Raw genomic sequence first — 18,285 nt, forward strand, 5'->3', positions numbered from 1 at the left:
AAAAACAGATTTTCAGCCGATGGTGAAGCATATGTGGGATATTATCGCAGTAGACATCTCTGGCAGGCACAGGATTAAAGGAGGGTATTATATGGTATGTGCGGCTGCAGCGCTTACGGTTTCGGCTAGCCATATTGAAAAAATCAAGCAGATCAAAATACTTCCTCTCTGGCAAAAAAGAGCCCCCAGCCTGCTGGACGTCGTACAGCTAATCGAGGACACGGCTGACCAGCTTTCCTTTGAGGGTACGATTGTGGCAGAAAAGGGGGATATGTATAATAAACCCAAATGGGTAACCGAAAGTATGTTTTCCAGGGCTTTTAAATATCAGGAATCAATTGCCGAGAGACAATCGATTGAACTCGTGCACCATATATCCCTGAGCGCCCGCAATTTACTGATAAAAGAACTTGAAATCGAGGCGTAAGAATTTCAACTGAACAGAAATCCAATAACGGATCCGACAACGGTAACAGGGTAATTCTCGTTAAAAGAACAATTCCCAATTCGGACCCTGAACGTGAAGAATACCTATTTCAAGAGCTCAGAGAGCTTGCAAAGGCTGCAGGTTACCTGCCGGTCGTTGAGCTTAAGCAAACCAGGAATCCTGATTCAAAATACCAGCTTGGCCGGGGAAAAATAGAGGAACTTGCCGAACTTGTTAGGAGTGCGGGTGCAGAGAAAGTCATTTTCTATAACAGGCTCTCTACGACCCAGCTCTTCAATATCTCGGAAATCTGCAGATGCCAGGTTATCGATAAATTCCAGCTCATCCTTGAGATATTTGCAAAAAGAGCAACTACCCACCGTTCAAAACTCCAGGTCGAACTGGCAAGACTGAGATATGAGGTGCCAAGGGCAAGAGCTGTTGTGTCTCTCCTTAAAAAGGAGGAAAGGGCAGGCTTCATGGGGCTTGGAGACTACGAGGACTCTTATGAACAGGACCTGAAGAAGAGGATAACAAGGATTCAGAATGAGCTTGAATCTGCAGAAAAGGATGACGAATCCCTGCGGGCCTTAAGGCACAGGAAAGGTTTTTCCTTAATTTCCCTTGCAGGATATACAAACGCCGGAAAAAGCACGCTTTTCAATGCAATTGTAAATGAAAGTGTTGAGGCAAAGAACATGCTTTTTACAACGCTTGTGCCCATGACCAGAGCTCTGGACCTCGGGGGGCGAAAAGCTCTTTTGACCGATACCGTGGGTTTTATAGAAGACCTTCCTCACTGGCTGGTTGATGCCTTCAAGTCCACCCTTGACGAGATTTTTCTCTCGGACCTTATACTCCTGGTAGTGGATGCAAGTGAAAAACCCGAAACGATCCTTCAGAAACTTTCGACATCTCACGATACTCTATGGGACCGGATACAGGGAGTTCCTATTATTACCGTACTTAATAAAGCCGATCTGGTTAATGAATCCGAACTTGAAGCCATTATGGATCATATAGGCTATATGGCCCCGAATCCGGTCTTTGTTTCTGCAAAAAAAGGCACAGGTATGGCTGCGCTAAAAGACGAGATAATAAAGCATCTGCCTCCCTGGTGTTTTTGCTCACTTTCCCTTCCTAATTCGGAAAAAGGGATGTCAATCCTCTCATGGCTGTATGAAGAAGGAATTGTGCACAGTGTTGAATTCGGAGAGAGAATCTTTCTGGATTATGAAGCAAGAACAGAAATAATTAGCCGGGCACATGCACTCCTTGAACCTCAGGAAGCTCAAAGAAGTGAGTGATTCTGCTTCGATGTTCTAAAAAGCCTGCGTCTTTGATCAAACTTTTTCAAAAAAAGTTTGAGTCTGATATTTCAAAAAGACCTGGTTTTTGATCATACTTTTTTTAAAAAAGTTTGGATCAAATCTCTCTAAGATTTGTGCCCGAGAATATGTATCACTCCAGGGTTTTTCCGAAGAGTATAAAGCTTTTTGAATTTTATAAAAACTACTGGAATATTAATATAACGTTTTCCAATATCTTTTTCTCAGGGAGTTTTTTGTATGACCTGAATATTGTTCGTATATTCACGAAAGATATTTATATCCAGAAGTTGTTTGTTTACATGCGAACGGGTGTTTACTGAAAATGTCAGACCCTCCTAATATCCTAAACTACACCCTTAAAACCAGATTTTTGCTATGTTTCGGCCCGTTCGCAATTCCTCCATAATTTTTATCTCGTTTTTAAAACATGATTTGATCGTAAGTAAACGAAATTTCTTGTCGTAAGTAAACGAAATTTCTTGTTGTAAGTAAACGAAATTTTCTGCCGTAAGTAAACGAAATTTTCTGCGGTCTGTAATAAACTCGGATGTCGATGGACTCCCGTTTCAAAATTTATATAAATCCATTCCTCATTTTCCTGTTAGCATGAAATTCGATCTGCATGTACATTCCGAGTATTCAAAAGATAGCAAATCAAGCCATGACGACATCCTTAAAACTGCACGTAAAAAAGGGCTTGACGGGATTGCTATCTGTGACCACGACAATGTGGAAGGCGGGCTTGCCTGTGAAAAAAGAGCCCTGGAACTTGGCCTTGGGCTTACGGTCATTCCCGGGGTTGAGGTTAGTTCTTCGAAGGGCCATATCCTTGTTCTCGGAATCAGCCAGAATATCGAGCCTCATCTGAGTCCGGAAGAAACGATAGATAGAGCCAGGAAACTCGGAGGCACGGTTATTATCCCTCATCCCTTCAAGCGCAGTTCCCACGGGATAGGAAGTTTTGAAGGGCTTGACGTTGATGCCATTGAGGTCTTCAATTCCCGCTGCCTTTTTAATAGAGCCAACCGAAAAGCTGCAACCGAGGCAAAGAGGCTTGGAATTCCGGGCGTTGCAGGAAGCGATTCTCATATTCCCGAAATGGTAGGCCAGGCATACACCACGATCAATGCCTCGGAAAATACCCTTGACGCCATACTGGAAGCAATCAGGGAAGGAAAAGTCGCCCCTGCGGGAAAAAATACGCCCACGCCCATCATTCTTAAACAGATGTCAGGCAGCGCCAGGCGAAAAATTAAGAAAAAATTGTTTCGTAAAGCTTAGTTCCAGCATAATGAATGTTTTTAACAATTGAAGGGTTAAAACATATTGATTTTTTGGTTCAACCGTGCAAGTCCTAATCTTTATAAAATTAAATGAACTTTTTGCAATTCACTGAATAGAACTAATTAGCTCATAGAAATATTTCGGTTCGTGAGTACGATAAAGATTGTACCATGAATCCAACGTTTCCAGCGAGAATACACCCAGTTTCTTCAACACATGAACAGTAAATTCCAGTGAAGCTGTTCCGGAAGCAGTAATCAGATTTCCGTCAGTTACAGCCGGTTCTTGTTTATAATACATTTCTCCTGCATAGTTTGGACACATCATTTTAAGAAATCCGAGATCATTGCTGGTGTGCCATCTATTATTCAGCATCCCTTTTTCAGCAAGTCCCATTGTAGCGCCGCAAATCGCCCCAACAACTACACCTTTCTGCAAACACTCCTCAGCCTTTTTTAGAATTGGGTCATGAATCGGTTCTGTCCATGTATTTCCGCCAGGGAGGATCAGGGCTGCAGCATCTTCAATGATAAGTTCTTCATGTCCGATATCAGGTATTATTTTTATGCCACCCATTGTAATTACAGGAGTAGTATCTATGCCAACTGTGACTATTTTTAATGGCTGCGACTCTTTTCTATAGAATCTTCCCGAGTTTAATTCAGCGCTTAAATAACCGATTTCCCAGTCAGTCATTGTGTCAAATACGTAAAGATATACTGTGCTTTTCATAATTGGTCCCGCTGTCTTTAAAATATCAAAGATATCTGATTTCATATTTTGATTTCATTTTATCCGGTATGTACTATCTTCACATAAAATATCTCTATTCATAGAAAGGCTCTGTGAGGTACTGTGTAATTGATGGGTTTTTATCTCCATACAGACGTCATTGAATACTGAAAATTTAACACATACTCCGTAGACTACATAGTACCATCAGAATACTTACTTTACGGAAACCAATTAGACACGTCTATAATAGCCCGAGAAATTTCAAATAAGGTTTCATCTTCACCTAAATCATTCATAACTGGAATTAATGTGATGATATTAGAAAGTAAGTTACTTCGAGGATATTCTCTGAGGATTCTAATTCCTTTTCGCCACAAAAAATAAAGTTTATTCGATGGCGAATTTCTCATGGAGGATAATGCAAAACAAAGTACATCTACTCCTACATAATCAAGTTGAATCTTTGAGGCTATTTCAAGGGCTTTTTCCATCGCTTCTTCTTTTCTTTGGCTATCCAAATGAGGGACAAGAACAGAAAGGGCATCTGCTCTGAGAATATCATCTTGAATCTTTGAAGCGATTTCAAGGGCTTTTTCTATCACTTCTTCTTTTCTTTGGACATCCAAATGAGGGACAAGAACAGAAAGGGTATCTGCTCTGAGAGTATCATCTTGAATCTTTGAAGCGATTTCAAGGGCTTTTTCTATCACTTCTTCTTTTCTTTGGCCATCCAAATGAGGAATAAGAGCAGAAAGGGCATTTGATCTGTGATAGTCATCTTGAATCCTTGAGGTGATTTCAAGGGCTTTGTCCATCACTTCTTCTTTTCTTTGACCATCCAAATGAGGGACAAGAACAGAAAGGGCATTTAATCTGTAATAGTCATCTTGAATCCTTGAGGTGATTTCAAGGGCTTTTTCTATCACTTCTTCTTTTCTTTGGCCATCCAAATGAGGGACAAGAGCAGAAAGGGCATTTGATCTGTGATAGTCATCTTGAATCCTTGAAGTGATTTCAAGGGCTTTGTCCATCACTTCTTCTTTTCTTTGACCATCCAAATGAGGGACAAGAGCAGAAAGGGCATTTGATCTGTGATAGTCATCTTGAATCCTTGAGGTGATTTCAAGGGCTTTGTCCATCACTTCTTCTTTTCTTTGGCCATCCAAATGAGGGACAAGAGCAGAAAGGACATTTGATCTGTGATAGTCATCTTGAATCCTTGAGGTGATTTCAAGGGCTTTGTCCATCACTTCTTCTTTTTTTTGGCTATCCAAATGAGGGACAAGAACAGAAAGGGCATTTAATCTGTAATAGTCATTTTGAATCTTTGAAGCGATTTCAAGGGCTTTTTCTATCACTTCTTCTTTTCTTTGGCCATCCAAATGAGGAACAAGAGTAGAAAGGGCACGTGCTCTGTAATAATTATCTTGAATCCTTGAGGTGATTTCAAGGGCTTTGTCTATCACTTCTTCTTTTCTTTGGCCATCCAAATAAGGGACAAGAGCAAAAAGGGTATTTGATCTGTGATAGTCATCTTGAATCTTTGAGGCGATTTCAAGGGCTTTTTCTATCACTTCTTCTCTTTGGCCATCCAAATGAGGTACAAGAGCCAAAAGGGCATTTGATCTGTAATAGTCATTTTGACTCTTTGAAGCGATTTCAAGGGCTTTTTCTATCACTTCTTCTTTTCTTTGGCTATCTAAATGAGGAATAAGAGCAGAAAGAGCATTTGATCTAGCATAATCAAATTGAATCCTTGAGGCGATTTCAAGGGCTTTGTCCATCACTTCTTCTTTTCTTTGACCATCCAAATGAGGAATAAGAGCAGAAAGGGCATTTGATCTGTGATAGTCATCTTGAATCCTTGAGGTGATTTCAAGGGCTTTGTCCATCACTTCTTCTTTTCTTTGACCATCCAAATGAGGGACAAGAACAGAAAGGGCATTTAATCTGTAATAGTCATTTTGAATCTTTGAAGCGATTTCAAGGGCTTTTTCTATCACTTCTTCTTTTCTTTGGCCATCCAAATGAGGGACAAGAGCAGAAAGGGCATTTGATCTAGCATAATCATATTGAATCCTTGAGGTGATTTCAAGGGCTTTGTCCATCACTTCTTCTTTCATAGATTCATCATTTATTATTCGATAAATTGAGATTAATTTAGTTACTCTTTCATAAGAATCAGGTTCTTTTTGTGCGTATATAAACACTTTAGTTTCATTCCATTTTTTAGTTTCAAGAAGTGCAACCAGTAGTTCTGTAGAAATATTAGATGACAAACTGTTTATTGAAGTGTATATAAGAGCATAACGAAGTTCCAGTCCAATGAAAGAAGTTTTATTACCTTGTTCTATTTGGTGCTCTGAATTTTTTTCGGATAAATTCCAAGCTTTCATAAGATCTTCAATAAAAACTGCATTTAATTCGAGGGATTCAAGGGCTTCATACCACCCATTTTTTCCGTTTTCGGTTTCTTCAATTAATAAATTATGGATATCTTCAATCTTTCCTGCTTTCTCCATATGCCAGGTCAGGTGACTGTGGATGTAAGCATCATCTTCTAATGTATGCCATAAACCCTCTTTCTGCATTTTTGATTGATAACGGTTTAATAAAAAAGCATTAGCTTCATTAAGCGTGAATCCTAAGCCTGGAAGTTCTGTGCTATTTTCCGTATTAGGGGAACATGTCAAGTAATGACAAGCAATATCATGAAAAAGGTCATGTATACGATATGTTTTTAGTTTTTCATTTCCCAATTGAATAATTGAATCTTGTGTAAGCAGACCTTCTTCCCATAGAAATTCCAGCACATTTCCAGCTTCTTCTTTATCTATGCCCCAAAGAGTGGAAGCCATTTTTTCATTCACTTTAACGTCTTCAGGCAGAACCCCAAGCCATATAAAATTTAAAAAAGCTTTTTCATTATAGGACCTGAGAGCTTTCAAACTTAAATTTAAAGATGCTTCCAGCCCTTCTTCTCCTTTTCCTAATATTCGTGGACTTAAAACACTAAGACGAGCAATTTCTTCTTCAAGCGCTTCGTGTATTTTGATCCAGGAATAGTCCCTTTTTCTTCTTTTAGCTGCCAGGTTTAAAGCTAATGGAAGGTAACCAACATCTTTGGCGACTTTAAAGGCGTCCTCTTTTTCACTTTCTTTCCAGGAATCTTTCAGGACTTTGGCAAATAACTCTAAAGATTGCTCTTCTGTCATTAAATTCAAAGAATAACATTTTGCACCTAAATCATCGGCTATGTAAGCTTTTCTTGTTGTTATTATAGTCTGACATCTGGACCCGCCTACTAAAAAAGGTTTTACATCCTTAGAGTTCCAGGCATCATCTACGACTAAAAGAATGTGTTTTTCGTAAAGCAATGTTATCAAATGATTCGATGCTGTTTCTACCGTTGTATGATTAGATTGATAATCTCCAAGTTCCTTTATCCAGCCGTTTAGCAAAGAGAGTTTATCAGGTTCCTGACCAAGAGTAACCCAGAGTATTCCATTTGAAAAATAACGTTGAACCTCTTTATCATGAGCTATGATTTTAGCAAGGGTTGTTTTTCCAATGCCTCCCAGTCCCTGAATTGCAGTAATAGCAAGTATCCCTTGTGAATTGCTACCATTGAGGAGATGGCTTTTAATCTCTTGCATTACAGGGAGTTCTACAAAAGATTCTGTTAATGCTGGGACTTGAATGGGTGCTATATGGAAAGGCTCTTGAACTGGATTTCTAACTGGGTTTCTATTATTAATTTCCCAATTGTGAACAGCTGAGCCTACAACGCTGGCAAGTTCGTCGGGTGTATTAAAAAAGCTAACCTCTTTTTCATCAGACAATTCGTTTCTTAAAGCCTCAATTTTCTTTAGATCTTTGTCTTTATCAATAAGATTAAAAGGCCAGGGAGCAGTTTCATGTAGTAAAAATATTAAGCAATGTTTTCCTGTTTCGACTGCTTTTCTATACTCAAGTTCTGTAATGGATTTATCATATCCTTTAGGCACAAAACCGTATCGCCACGCAAAAATACCTATGTATAGATCGCAAGAGGCAACATCTTCCAGGCATTTGTCAACTGGTCTTTTGTCTTCTGCAACATAATATTCCATTGCTATATCTTCATGGCTCATTTGCTTCAAAGTGACTCTGACCTTTTCACGGCATTCCTCAAGATCCTTAAAAGTAGAAGACACATATATACGAGCCATTTTATCCACCAGTTTCAACTAATTATCCAAAGCTTATCGCTAAGCATTTTTCAGCCCACTGCTGAAGTCCTCTGATCTTTTTATATTGTCACGATAGGTATACTTATGAATATATAAACATGCTCAAAGTTTAACAGACGATAATGCCTCTAAATTCAAAAAAGTTTGCAAAAAGACAGATCATAAAAACAAGTGGTAGGATTGTGCATAATTTTTCAGTAAAATCAAAGTTGCACTGGCGCACTCCGCAGCAAGCTAGCGGGGTATTCGACTGAAATAAAAGCATCATTGTAGTTCCTTGAATTGACAATTATACACACTGCCGACCACCAGAAGCCCTCCCAAAGTTTATTTTTGAATCTTATGCCAGACTTATGTCAATTAGTCAGCATTCCGGCATGAAAGATGTTAATTTCCCATCTGGAGGAAGTCTATCTTCTGTAAAAATTAGTTAATTACTAATATAGAAACCCTCATAGGATAAAAATTAGAGACTGATAGAACTATGGCCAGGGAAATTAGGATACTCCACACTGCAGACACGCATCTGGGATACAGGCAATATCATAGCGAGGTCCGGAGAAACGATTTTTTTGCAGCTTTCGAACTTGTTGTAAATGATGCGGTTGAGATGCAGGTCGATGCCGTAGTGCATGCGGGAGACCTCTTTGATTCGAGAAACCCGACCCTTGAAGACCTCCTTGATACAATAAATCTCCTGTCCAGGCTGAAGGCGGCTGACATACCTTTTTTAGGAATTGTAGGGAACCATGAGAGCAAACAGAATACCCAGTGGCTCGACCTTTTTGAGGAAATGGGACTTGCGGCAAGGCTCGGAAAAAAACCTCTAATGGTAGGTAATGCAGCCATCTACGGGATTGACAGTGTCCCAAAATCAAAAATTCCTATATTTGACTATTCAGGATTTGAGGCGCCGGGCTCTCCTGACAGTTCCAACTCTTCTACTTCTTCCACTGATTCCACTGATTCTACTTCTTCCACTGTTTCTACTTCTTCAAACCTTTCCAATTCTCCCATTTCGTCCACGTCTTCAACTCCTCCCAACCCATCTACTCCTTCCGCCTCTTCTGTCTCTTCTACTTTATCCAGCCCTTCTACTCCTTCCATCTCTTCTATCCCTTCCTCCCCTGCAGAAAACGGCTGGAAACTGCTTGTGATGCACCAGATTATGAATCCATTTCCATATGCGGAATGGGACTGTGATGAGGTGCTTGAAAACCTTCCTTTCAAGGTTGATGCAGTTCTTCTTGGCGACTACCATGAACATTCAATACTCAAAAATAAAACCGGCGAGACCTGGATTACTTACCCTGGCAGTACGGAACGGAACAGTCTGTCCGAAAAAGAAGCTCGTTCCTATAATATTATCACGCTTTCCGAAAAAGGACTTGAAATTAGCAAACGCACGATTCCAACCCGGAGATTCCTTTCCATTCGAGTAGATTTGAAAGGGGAAGATAAGCCCTATGAACAGATATTTTCTAAAGTAGATGAATATCTGGAAGATATCCCTGAATCCGTGACATTTCTGGAAATTTTCGGAGATTCGGGGGCAGTCCTGTCACAGAGCGAACTTGAGGAATACCTGCTTAAAAAAGGATCTCTTGTGTCAAATTTTATAGACCGGAGGGCAAAAGAGTCCTTCCCGGAGGAAGTCTTAACGGTAACCTTTTCTGATCCTGACCATGCCGTTGCAAGCGAGATCCGGAAAATGAACTTAAATGACGGCGGGCTGATTATTGATGAAATTGTCCGGAGCCCTGAGATCTCAAAGTCAAGGGTAGACGAAGAAACCGAGGACCGCCTATCGAAACTTATTGAAGCTAAAGCTACGGACTTCAAAAACCCTGATTTCAGGATAGAGATTCCCGCCAATTCTTCCAGTCCCGATGGTTCTGCTGACATTCCCAGCGCTGCAAGTTCTGCCATCACTCCCAAACTTCTGGAATTTGAAGAAATAAACCCTGATACTGTAGGAGAGGCTGGGTTTGTTGGTAAAAACGGGTCAGAGGGAATAGTTTCCGACAGGCTTGAAATTACTGAACTTTCAGGAATTCTGAGGACTTCAGACCGAATTAAGAATGCTGAAAAAAATGGTACTAAAAAGAGTACTGAGACATCAAAGAGCATTGAGACATCAAAGAGCACTGAGACATCAAAGGGCATTGAGACATCAAAAAGTACTGAGATTTCAGCCGTGAGTCCCGATAGTTCCGAATTACCAGCATCAAACTCTCAGTGTTCATCTGATTTGGAGCTTTTGAAGCCGCCTGATTCAAGATCAACAGAGCCGGACAGTAAACCTGTAGTGCCGCCTAAATCGGATATTCCACAGGAAACTTCCAGGACTTCAGGAAAAACTCAAGAGGCTGAAACCGAGTTAAGGATAGACAAAGATAGCGAGCCTGAAATTCAAGCTGAAAGTAAACCTGAAATTAAACCTAAAAGCCGAGCAGAAAGTAAACCTAAAGTTAAATCTGAAAGTAAAACTGAAACCGAACTTGAAAGTGAATCTGAAATTAAACCTGAAATTAAATCTGAAGGTAAATCTGAAGGTAAATCTAAACGTCGAGCCGAAAGTAATCTTGAAAATGAACCTCAAAATAACCCGGAAAGTGAATTTCCTGAAAGTAAACCTGAGAAGAAGAGTAGAAAGCGTTCTGAGCCCGGGGTTAAAGGCAAACCTGTAAAGGAAAAAACAGACAAAGCTAAAAAGCTGCCTGAAGAGGAACCTGCCATGGCTACAGAGCTAAGTGAAAAAACGGGGACAGCCGGACCAAAAAAAGGACGGAGAAAGACTGCTGTACCTCGACAGTATAACCTTGGTGATTATCTGTGAAACTCAAAAACCTGCATATTGAAAACATCCGGAGTTATAAAAAACTGGATTTTACATTTGAAGATGGAGTTACAGTCATTTCCGGGGTGAACGGGAGCGGGAAGTCCAGCCTGCTTGAAGCATGTTTTATGGGGCTTTTTGGGAGCAAAATTCTTTCAAAGGACTTTGTGCTTGCAGATGTAATCTTCAAAGGGGCTGAAAATGCGAAAATAAACCTGGGTTTTGAGCATTTAGGGCAGGACTACCTTATAGAACAGGCTTTCAGGTATTCTTCTAAAAGTGAGAACGCTTCGAATTCGAAATGCGTGCTCTATGCCGATGGGGAAAGTATTGTCGATCAGGCTACACGGACTTACGAAGAGGTATGTTCTCTTCTGAATATGGACGAAGATGCATACAGGAACTGTGCTTACATCAGGCAGGGCGAAATTGATGTACTCATTAATGCAAAACCAAAAGACAGGCAGCGAATGATCGACGGCCTGTTGCAGCTTGGAAAGCTCGAAGAATACAGGGAAAGAGCAGGAAGCGCAAAAACGGCTGTAAAAAGGCTTCAAAGGGACACAGGTAACAGCCTTTCGAGCGTAAAATCTGAAATTGAGGGAATTGAAAGTACAGAACCGCATGCCGTTTTGAATGGGCTCAGGCAGAAGATAAAGGAAAACGATGCTATCTTAAAAAAATATAATGAAAATAAAGAGACTGCAGCCGCCCAGAAAGAAAAACTCGACCTTATGATCACAGAGCACAGGGAACGTCTCCAGGAAATCCAGGCTCTGAAGCAGGCCCTGGCTAAATCTCAGGAAGACAAGGCTGGCTGTATCCGGGAAAAAGAAAACCTCGCAGGAGAATCCCGTGAACAAAGGCAAGCTCTGCTCAGACTGGAAGAAGAAAATAATCTTATTCGAGAAAAATGTGGTTTTGGAGATCTTGAGATTGAGGCTCTGAGCCTGCAGCAGGAAAAAGAGGAATTTCTTGCCAGAGAAAAGGTAAACGCAATCTCAAAAGAACTTGCTCTTCTACTAAGGGAAGAAGAGGTTCACACTCAGGCTCTGCACGACCTTGAAAACGAAAAGGCTGAGACCGAACAGACTTTGATCCATTGCAGGGAGGATATCGGGTCTACAAACCGGGAAATTGAAGGAAATAGGAAAAATATACTGAGAATCGAGGATGAAAATAAAAAGCTAAAAGAAACTGCAAAAGAGACTACAGGCTTCACGGACACTTATGAGATTCCTTTATTTATAAATGAGCTCGAAGAAAAAGAAAGCCTTCTGCGGGAACGAAAAAACGAAGCCTCGACAAAACTTGCGCTTGCTTTCAAAGAAAAAGAAACCGGAGACATAAATCTTCTCACACTCGATAAGGAACTTCAAAATGCCAGGGTCGCAGTTCGGAAAAGTAAAACAGAGATTGAAATTCTTGAAGAGGAGCTCAGGGAAAATGAAAAGGCAGTTCTGGAAGTCCAGGAGCAAAAATCCGAAGCTTCTGCAGGGTTAAAGGGTCTTGGCTTTACCGGAGAACAGCTAGAGGACCTGGAGTACCTCAGTGAACTTCTGCTGGAAAACAAAAACAGGCTGCATGGGCGGGAAAAAGAGCTTGAAGCTACCGTCAGGGAGCTTGATAAAGTTATCCGTAAAAACCGGCAGCTGCTTGCCGAAGGAAAATGCCCTACATGCGGGCAGGATCTTAAAGGCTCTGAAATCGCATGCACAACCGGGGAATCCGAACAGAAGAGAGAAAAGCTTGCAGCAGAACTTCTCGATATAAAGCTCCAGCAGGCCGAAGTCGAGAAAAAACTCAATCGGCTTAAGGATGCAAAAAAGCTGGAGAAGCGGATTTCGGATTACGACATGGAAACCGAAAGACTCAAAAATAAGGCAAAAGACCTGCAAGAAAGGATAGAGATCCACAAAACCCGAACCGAGGAAGATTCCCTTAAACTTGAAGGCCTTAATAAACAAAAGGAAGAACTTGAGACCAAGATGGGTAAGCTTCTTCCTGACATTAAAGCCCTGCAGGGATGGGAGGCAGCAGCTCAAAAAGCCCATGGTGAGAGTGAAAGAGTACTTCGAGAGGCAAAAGCCTTTGAGAAAAAGCTTGCCGAAAACACTTCTGAAAGAGAAAGCCTGAACGGGAAAATCAGGACTTCCCTGGCACTGATCGAAAATTACGGGCAGAGGCTTGAAGAGCTCAATGAGAAACTAAAAGTGCTTGCCGAGCGGGAGACTCAGGAAAAGGAAAAACTCAAAACCCTGGGAGTTGAGCTTGAAACCCTGCGGAAAAAAGAAGCCGCGGTAAAAGAAACCTATGAAGAGAGTGCAAAGCGTCTCTTGAAGACAAAAAAACTCGGGGCAAACCTGATCCAGATGGATAACGTTAAGCACAAGATCTCCGAGCTTGAGGCTTCAATCAGGAACCTTGCCGAAAAAGTCGGCTTCTTTGACAGGGAAATCCTTGAAAGAAACGAACGGGTAAAACAGCTTGAAGGAAAGCTGCAGGGGAGCAGGTTCGAAGATCTTCAGTCACAGCGTGCCCAGCTTGAAGCGTATCAGGCAAACCTTACTGAAAAAATCCGGCAAATAACGGCTGCCAAAGATGCGCTCTTAAAAGAAGTCGGTATGGTCGAGAATAGTCTAAAACGTCGCAATGAGCTGAAAGAAGAACTCAAAGCTCTTGAGAACAGGCAACAGTATCTCGAAGCCGTATATAACAACGCCGAGGAGCTTGAGAGCATGTATATGCGCGTTCGGGCTGATATGCGGACAAAAAACATAGGAGCTCTTTCTACCCTTTTGAATGAAATGTTCAGCTTTATGTATACAAATAATGCCTATTCCCATATCGAACTTGACCCAGAATATAACCTGACGGTTTACAGAAAAGACGGCACTCCCCTTGAACCAAAACTCCTTAGCGGGGGAGAACGTGCAATCTTTAACCTCGTCCTGCGCTGTGCGATCTACAGGCTTCTTGCCATGGGTTTTGGTGGAGATAGAGCAGACGGGCTCCCCCCTATGATCCTTGACGAGCCTACAGTTTTCCTGGACCGCGGGCATATAAACCAGCTTTTGAAACTCATAGACATGATGCGCGGCATAGGTGTAGGCCAGATTATTGTGGTATCCCATGATGAATCCCTGATAGATTCGGCAGACCACGTCTTCCAGGTAGAAAAAGACCCTATTACCAATATGTCGTCTATTGCAAAGATTTAATACAACCGTTGCGCCGGCTGGACCAAAACCGTTGCGCCGGTTTATCACGCCGATAGGGTTTGGGGCCAAGTTTCTTAAACTCAACAAATGTTGCTTGGGTTTTCGCTCAAGCCTTTTTTTAAAAGGCTTGCAGGCAAGCAGTTTTTTGAAAAGGCTTGCGATTCACCAGTATACCAGATAATTAAATAGCTCGTCAATATCCTCTTGATATTCTTCAAAAAAGCTGTAGTTCTTTACAAGATAGCCCTCGGCAGGGAGATCTTCGAGATACCCGTACCAGTAGACAACCATACCTTCTCCGAAAATCTCTGCATATTCCCGAAATTGTTTCTTTGAATAATGTTCATGCTCGAACTCGTCTCCAAAAAGCGCTTTGCTTTCAATCCAGTTGACCATCAGATTGTCTATACATACAGGATTTTCCAGGACAAAATCAGGAGTCTTGCCTTCTCCCTTGGCCCGAATGTCTGCTTCGGTGCAATACGAAATTTCCCTATCATCGAGCCATTTCTGGATAAGTGCTTCTCCCATCTCTCCTTTCTTACACTGCATCTCATGGGCATGAGGCGAAAAGAAGTGATCGACATCAAGAGCTTTTTTGACTTCCTTTTGAAGACGGCGGTTTTCGATTAAATCCACATTTTTGAAGAGCCAGTTTATGCTTTTCTTGGAAATTTGACAATTTTTCATAATAAGGGATGCCATAAGGGTTGGAGGAAAGCCTGTGTATTCCGCAAGGTCAAGAATAGTGCGTCCCTGTTTCCATTTTAAAAAAAGTTCAGTTTCTCTTGAATAAACTTTCCTGTGTTTGAACCGAGTCTTTTTCACGACTTTCTGATTGAGAATTGTTGCAAGCACACCTACGGGTTTGGAATATTCCTCCGAAAGTCGAAAAACATCTTTAAAGTCATGCAGTGAGCTGTAGATTGTCTGGTATGTCTGGCGGTCCATCCTGAATCATCATATCCTTTTTTGTTTCCTTCCCGAGCATGCAAAATAAAAGTTAGCAGCATAAGTTAAGCAGCATAAGTTAAGCAGCATAAGTTAAGCAGCATAAGTTAAGCAACATAAGTTAAGCAGCATAAGTTAAGCAGCATAAGTTAAGCAGCATAGTTAAACGGCACAAAAAATGAGAATCTTAAGATATCAAAATTCTCTCTCAGACGTATAGTTGATTTCCTCATAATTCCTTCTATATTCATGGATTATAATCATTCAACATCTTTAAACTCAATGTCTTAAAATCATGAACAATCGGTTTCATAAAGGAATCAAGCAAATTCACTTAAGGAACGCCGGCGTAAAGATAATAATTTTTTTCTTCAAGGGTAAGAACCCCTTTCCGGAACTTCTGCCTGTATGTCTGAGCTATTTCTTTGAGCTGGGGGGTGGTTAACTGCCAAGCCTTTTCAAAAAAGGCTTGAGCGAAAATTACTGCTAAATCTAAAACGCTATGACAGCGTGATTAACTGGCGCAACGATTGTGGGTCAACGATTGTGGGTCAACGGTTGAGCGAAAAACAGCCATTTTCGGGCTGAAAACGGTTAACTCCAAAAATCATCTTCGTAAGTATCAGGAAGGTCTATCTCCATCGCTTTATCAAGCTTTTTGCGTTTTTCCCTGTTTTCAGGGGACTTTTCTGCTTTTTCTTCTCTCCCTGGCGGGCAAGATGTCTCTTTTTTATCAGTATCAGAAGGTGCAAAGATTGTCGTATGCTTATCTCTTGAAATGACCTTTTCCGGGGTATTTGACTTTTCATGTACTTTTGGCTGATTGTTTGCATATATAACCGAATTCTGTTCAGCCAACTCAGTTTTCAATCCTGGTTCCAGCCTTATAGAGACTTTCTCAGTATCGTTTGGAGCATATCTTTGCCTTTCTTCAGGTTTTTCCTCAGGCTTTGGGTCAGGCTTCTTTACAGTTGTGTCCTGGAAGTACCGGCTCTTAGATGTATTCTTTTCATTTCCTTCAACAGGTTTTTCCTGAGGTCTTTTTGTGAGCCTTGAAGGGGTCCAGTCTCCTTTATTAGAGACATTATTTCTCTTAGAAAGCGGCTGCCGCCCTAGTTTTCGGAAAGTATCTTCAGCATAGGTATCCCTGTTACGGTCAGCTTTTCCGGATTTAATTTTACTTGTTACACTGTAGCCTATAAGGCAGGTGGGTTCTCTTGTTCTCCATTCAAGGCAGAAGAGGTGACACTCCCGCCCTTTACATGTCTGACTTTCATCAAGTGGACAGACTTCTGGAAGAGTCATAGTACTAGAAACAACAGAACATAAAAAATAGTTAACGGTAATAAAATTAAACTATTTTAATCAGAGTCCTTTAAGGGCATCTGCAATAAGGGGAGCAACGCTCAGCCTGCTCTCTGCTCTTTCAAGGGTGTCGGTTCCGAGAATATCCTTTACGCCCGCATTGAAGAGCCTTAAAGCTGCGTTCCTTGCAAGTACTGGATGTACACAGGCAATGTAAACATCTGCTGCTCCCTGAGATCTGAGCATTTTGATAGATTCAGCCATTGTCCCGCCTGTTGCAATCATATCATCTACAAGGACAACATTCCTGCCTGTTGCATCGAGATTCTTTGTCTTGATTACAACCGTGTCCCCACTGAGTCTCGTTTTCTCCAGGTGATCGTAATCAAAGCCCAGGCCTGACGAGACGCGCTTTACAAGCCCTTCAGCTCCCGAATCCGGAGCAATCAGAAGTGGGTTTTCCAGGTTAAGCCCTGATATGTACTCCCCAACAAGTTTAGCTGCGTCAAGGTTTTCCGCAGGGCCAGGGAAATGTTCAAGCACGCTTTTTTCGTGGATGTTTATCGTAAAAACACGGTCAGCCCTGATACAGCGGGCAATTGCGCGGGCACTGATCGGCTCTCCGGGCTTGAACTTCTTGTCCTGTCTGGCATATCCCATGTAAGGAATCACGACATTGAGTTCTTTTGCCCCTTCACAGGCATCAATAAGCTGGAGCAGGGAAACAAGATCGGAATCTGTGGGCGTACTCTGAATAAGGGTTACACGCTCGTTTTCGATATCTTCTGCGATTCGGAGATAAAGTTCCCCATCAGGAAATCGATTAAACTCGGAAAGTACAGGCTCTATCCCTAAAGCCCGGGCAGTGCGGCTGGCAAGTAATTGTGATGCTGGTCCACCTATGATCTTCAAGATATATACCTCAGTCTGCGGTCTTGATATATCCCATCCTTTAAAAAGCTTATTTTTTATGGGCTTACCCTGAGCCTTATCCTTTGAGCTTTTCGAGCACCCTGATATTTTGTATTGAAGTATTTGGATAATTTCCACTGTCGTCTTTTTCCACTGATTTAACCATATCCCAGATCGTCAGCAGTGCTGCCGAAACTCCTGTGAGGGCTTCCATCTCAACTCCTGTTTTCCCGACCGTTCGGACTTTTACCTCTGCTGAAATCATCCCTTTGCCGATCTCAAAATCCACATCTATGGCAGTTATAGGGATCTGATGGCACATTGGGATTATTTCAGGGGTCTTTTTAATCGCAAGCAAGGCAGCAACCCGTGCAGTTGCAAGCACATTGCCTTTTTCCACGTTTCCGGTTTGGATCTTCTCTATAGTCTCCTCGGAAAGTATAATTACCCCTGCAGCCCGCGCCAATCTCGGAACTTCACGTTTTTCGCTGATATCTACCATATGCGCTCTGCCGGACTTAATATGAGTAAACTGCTTTTCCACAAAATCACCACGTTTTTCGTACATATATAACCTTGATTTCTCTTGTTTGAGCCAACCTGGATTTCAATTCCCTTTTTCTGAAATTTTGACACCTATTTTTGAAATTAAATCTCTTTTTTGGCATTTTTGGTATTTCAATGCCTTTTTCTGACATTCTGATGTTTTCCTGACATTCTGATGTTTTCCTGACATTTTATGCTTTTCTGGCATTTCAACAAATATTTTCTCGGATCAGTCGATTCTGATCTGCTTTCTTTGGGAATAGTCTTCAATTACTTTATCCAGCTCTTCTCTAAGTTCTCTGGCTTCTTCAAGGTTGAGTTTTATGACCTGTTCGTCTTCCCCATGAAAAATCGTAACTCTTATCCGGTTTCTTTCTATTTTCAGCTCGATTTTTCTTTCAGTTTCATGTACCATACTAATTGCCTCCCCATTAGCAAATTTACAATATTTTACACTTACTTTACTCTATCTCTGATACTCAATCTCTTATACTCAATCTCT

The 18,285-nt window shown here is 41.4% G+C and carries 13 protein-coding genes; 5 read left to right on the forward strand and 8 right to left on the reverse strand.

The genetic code is table 11. The annotated features are described in order from the left end of the window. Window positions 1-31: 31 nt before the first annotated feature. From MSKOL_RS15985 to MSKOL_RS15995, 3 genes are all read left to right on the forward strand, one after another. Entirely contained in the window at window positions 32-427 is a 396-nt protein-coding gene (locus tag MSKOL_RS15985) for a DUF2209 domain-containing protein (RefSeq protein ID WP_048124232.1), read from the forward strand. A gap of 2 nt (window positions 428-429) precedes the next feature. Then, on the forward strand, window positions 430-1,734 hold the full coding sequence (gene hflX, locus MSKOL_RS15990; RefSeq protein ID WP_048157643.1) for a GTPase HflX: 1,305 nt from the start codon (window positions 430-432) through the stop codon (window positions 1,732-1,734). Window positions 1,735-2,364: 630 nt separating this feature from the next. After that, window positions 2,365-3,039 (forward strand): PHP domain-containing protein, encoded by a 675-nt coding sequence (locus tag MSKOL_RS15995; RefSeq protein WP_048157646.1) that lies wholly within the window; start codon window positions 2,365-2,367, stop codon window positions 3,037-3,039. 108 nt (window positions 3,040-3,147) lie between these two features. Here MSKOL_RS15995 and MSKOL_RS16000 read toward each other — a convergent pair whose 3' ends face one another. Both MSKOL_RS16000 and MSKOL_RS18935 read right to left on the reverse strand, forming a co-directional pair. Further along, window positions 3,148-3,774, reverse strand: coding sequence for a type 1 glutamine amidotransferase family protein (locus MSKOL_RS16000; RefSeq protein WP_048158422.1), 627 nt, complete (start codon window positions 3,772-3,774; stop codon window positions 3,148-3,150). A 221-nt stretch (window positions 3,775-3,995) separates the two neighbouring features. After that, entirely contained in the window at window positions 3,996-7,988 is a 3,993-nt protein-coding gene (locus MSKOL_RS18935; RefSeq protein WP_052725559.1) for an NB-ARC domain-containing protein, read from the reverse strand. A 505-nt stretch (window positions 7,989-8,493) separates the two neighbouring features. Between MSKOL_RS18935 and MSKOL_RS21500 the strand changes: the two genes are divergently transcribed. After that, window positions 8,494-10,848 (forward strand): exonuclease SbcCD subunit D, encoded by a 2,355-nt coding sequence (locus MSKOL_RS21500; protein WP_048157648.1) that lies wholly within the window; start codon window positions 8,494-8,496, stop codon window positions 10,846-10,848. Next, window positions 10,845-14,069 carry a DNA double-strand break repair ATPase Rad50 gene (locus MSKOL_RS16015; RefSeq protein WP_048157650.1) on the forward strand — a complete coding sequence of 1,075 codons (3,225 nt, stop codon included), beginning with the start codon at window positions 10,845-10,847 and terminating at the stop codon, window positions 14,067-14,069. Before MSKOL_RS21500 ends, MSKOL_RS16015 begins: the two co-directional genes overlap by 4 nt. Window positions 14,070-14,231: 162 nt before the next feature. On the opposite strand, the gene MSKOL_RS16020 is transcribed toward MSKOL_RS16015, so the two are convergent. From MSKOL_RS16020 to MSKOL_RS16040, 6 genes are all read right to left on the reverse strand, one after another. Next, the gene (locus MSKOL_RS16020) at window positions 14,232-15,020 is read right to left on the reverse strand and encodes a C15orf41 family protein (RefSeq protein ID WP_048157652.1); all 789 of its coding nucleotides are present in this window, start codon (window positions 15,018-15,020) and stop codon (window positions 14,232-14,234) included. A gap of 594 nt (window positions 15,021-15,614) precedes the next feature. After that, complete coding sequence (locus MSKOL_RS16025; protein ID WP_048157654.1) at window positions 15,615-16,325, reverse strand: hypothetical protein; 711 nt, start codon at window positions 16,323-16,325, stop codon at window positions 15,615-15,617. Window positions 16,326-16,385: 60 nt separating this feature from the next. Next, window positions 16,386-17,237, reverse strand: a complete 852-nt coding sequence (locus MSKOL_RS16030) for a ribose-phosphate diphosphokinase (RefSeq protein WP_048157657.1) — start codon at window positions 17,235-17,237, stop codon at window positions 16,386-16,388. Window positions 17,238-17,313: 76 nt separating this feature from the next. Then, on the reverse strand, window positions 17,314-17,781 hold the full coding sequence (gene moaC / locus MSKOL_RS16035; RefSeq protein ID WP_048158424.1) for a cyclic pyranopterin monophosphate synthase MoaC: 468 nt from the start codon (window positions 17,779-17,781) through the stop codon (window positions 17,314-17,316). A gap of 63 nt (window positions 17,782-17,844) precedes the next feature. Next, window positions 17,845-17,991, reverse strand: a complete 147-nt coding sequence (locus tag MSKOL_RS20495; protein WP_156151123.1) for a hypothetical protein — start codon at window positions 17,989-17,991, stop codon at window positions 17,845-17,847. Window positions 17,992-18,012: 21 nt separating this feature from the next. Next, window positions 18,013-18,198, reverse strand: coding sequence for a hypothetical protein (locus MSKOL_RS16040; protein ID WP_048157659.1), 186 nt, complete (start codon window positions 18,196-18,198; stop codon window positions 18,013-18,015). Between the last annotated feature and the right edge of the window lie 87 nt (window positions 18,199-18,285).

This window comes from Methanosarcina sp. Kolksee (assembly GCF_000969945.1).
Classification (GTDB): Archaea; Halobacteriota; Methanosarcinia; order Methanosarcinales; family Methanosarcinaceae; genus Methanosarcina; species Methanosarcina vacuolata.

What these genes read in the sequence shown, in the direction of transcription:
- MSKOL_RS21500 (WP_048157648.1), top strand. Translation starts at nt 8,494, where the DNA reads ATGGCCAGGGAAATTAGGATACTCCACACTGCAGACACGCATCTGGGA.
- MSKOL_RS16000 (WP_048158422.1), bottom strand. Translation starts at nt 3,774, where the DNA reads ATGAAAAGCACAGTATATCTTTACGTATTTGACACAATGACTGACTGG.
- MSKOL_RS16025 (WP_048157654.1), bottom strand. Translation starts at nt 16,325, where the DNA reads ATGACTCTTCCAGAAGTCTGTCCACTTGATGAAAGTCAGACATGTAAA.
- MSKOL_RS16040 (WP_048157659.1), bottom strand. Translation starts at nt 18,198, where the DNA reads ATGGTACATGAAACTGAAAGAAAAATCGAGCTGAAAATAGAAAGAAAC.
- MSKOL_RS20495 (WP_156151123.1), bottom strand. Translation starts at nt 17,991, where the DNA reads ATGCCAGAAAAGCATAAAATGTCAGGAAAACATCAGAATGTCAGGAAA.
- MSKOL_RS15985 (WP_048124232.1), top strand. Translation starts at nt 32, where the DNA reads ATGTGGGATATTATCGCAGTAGACATCTCTGGCAGGCACAGGATTAAA.
- MSKOL_RS18935 (WP_052725559.1), bottom strand. Translation starts at nt 7,988, where the DNA reads ATGGCTCGTATATATGTGTCTTCTACTTTTAAGGATCTTGAGGAATGC.
- MSKOL_RS15995 (WP_048157646.1), top strand. Translation starts at nt 2,365, where the DNA reads ATGAAATTCGATCTGCATGTACATTCCGAGTATTCAAAAGATAGCAAA.
- MSKOL_RS16020 (WP_048157652.1), bottom strand. Translation starts at nt 15,020, where the DNA reads ATGGACCGCCAGACATACCAGACAATCTACAGCTCACTGCATGACTTT.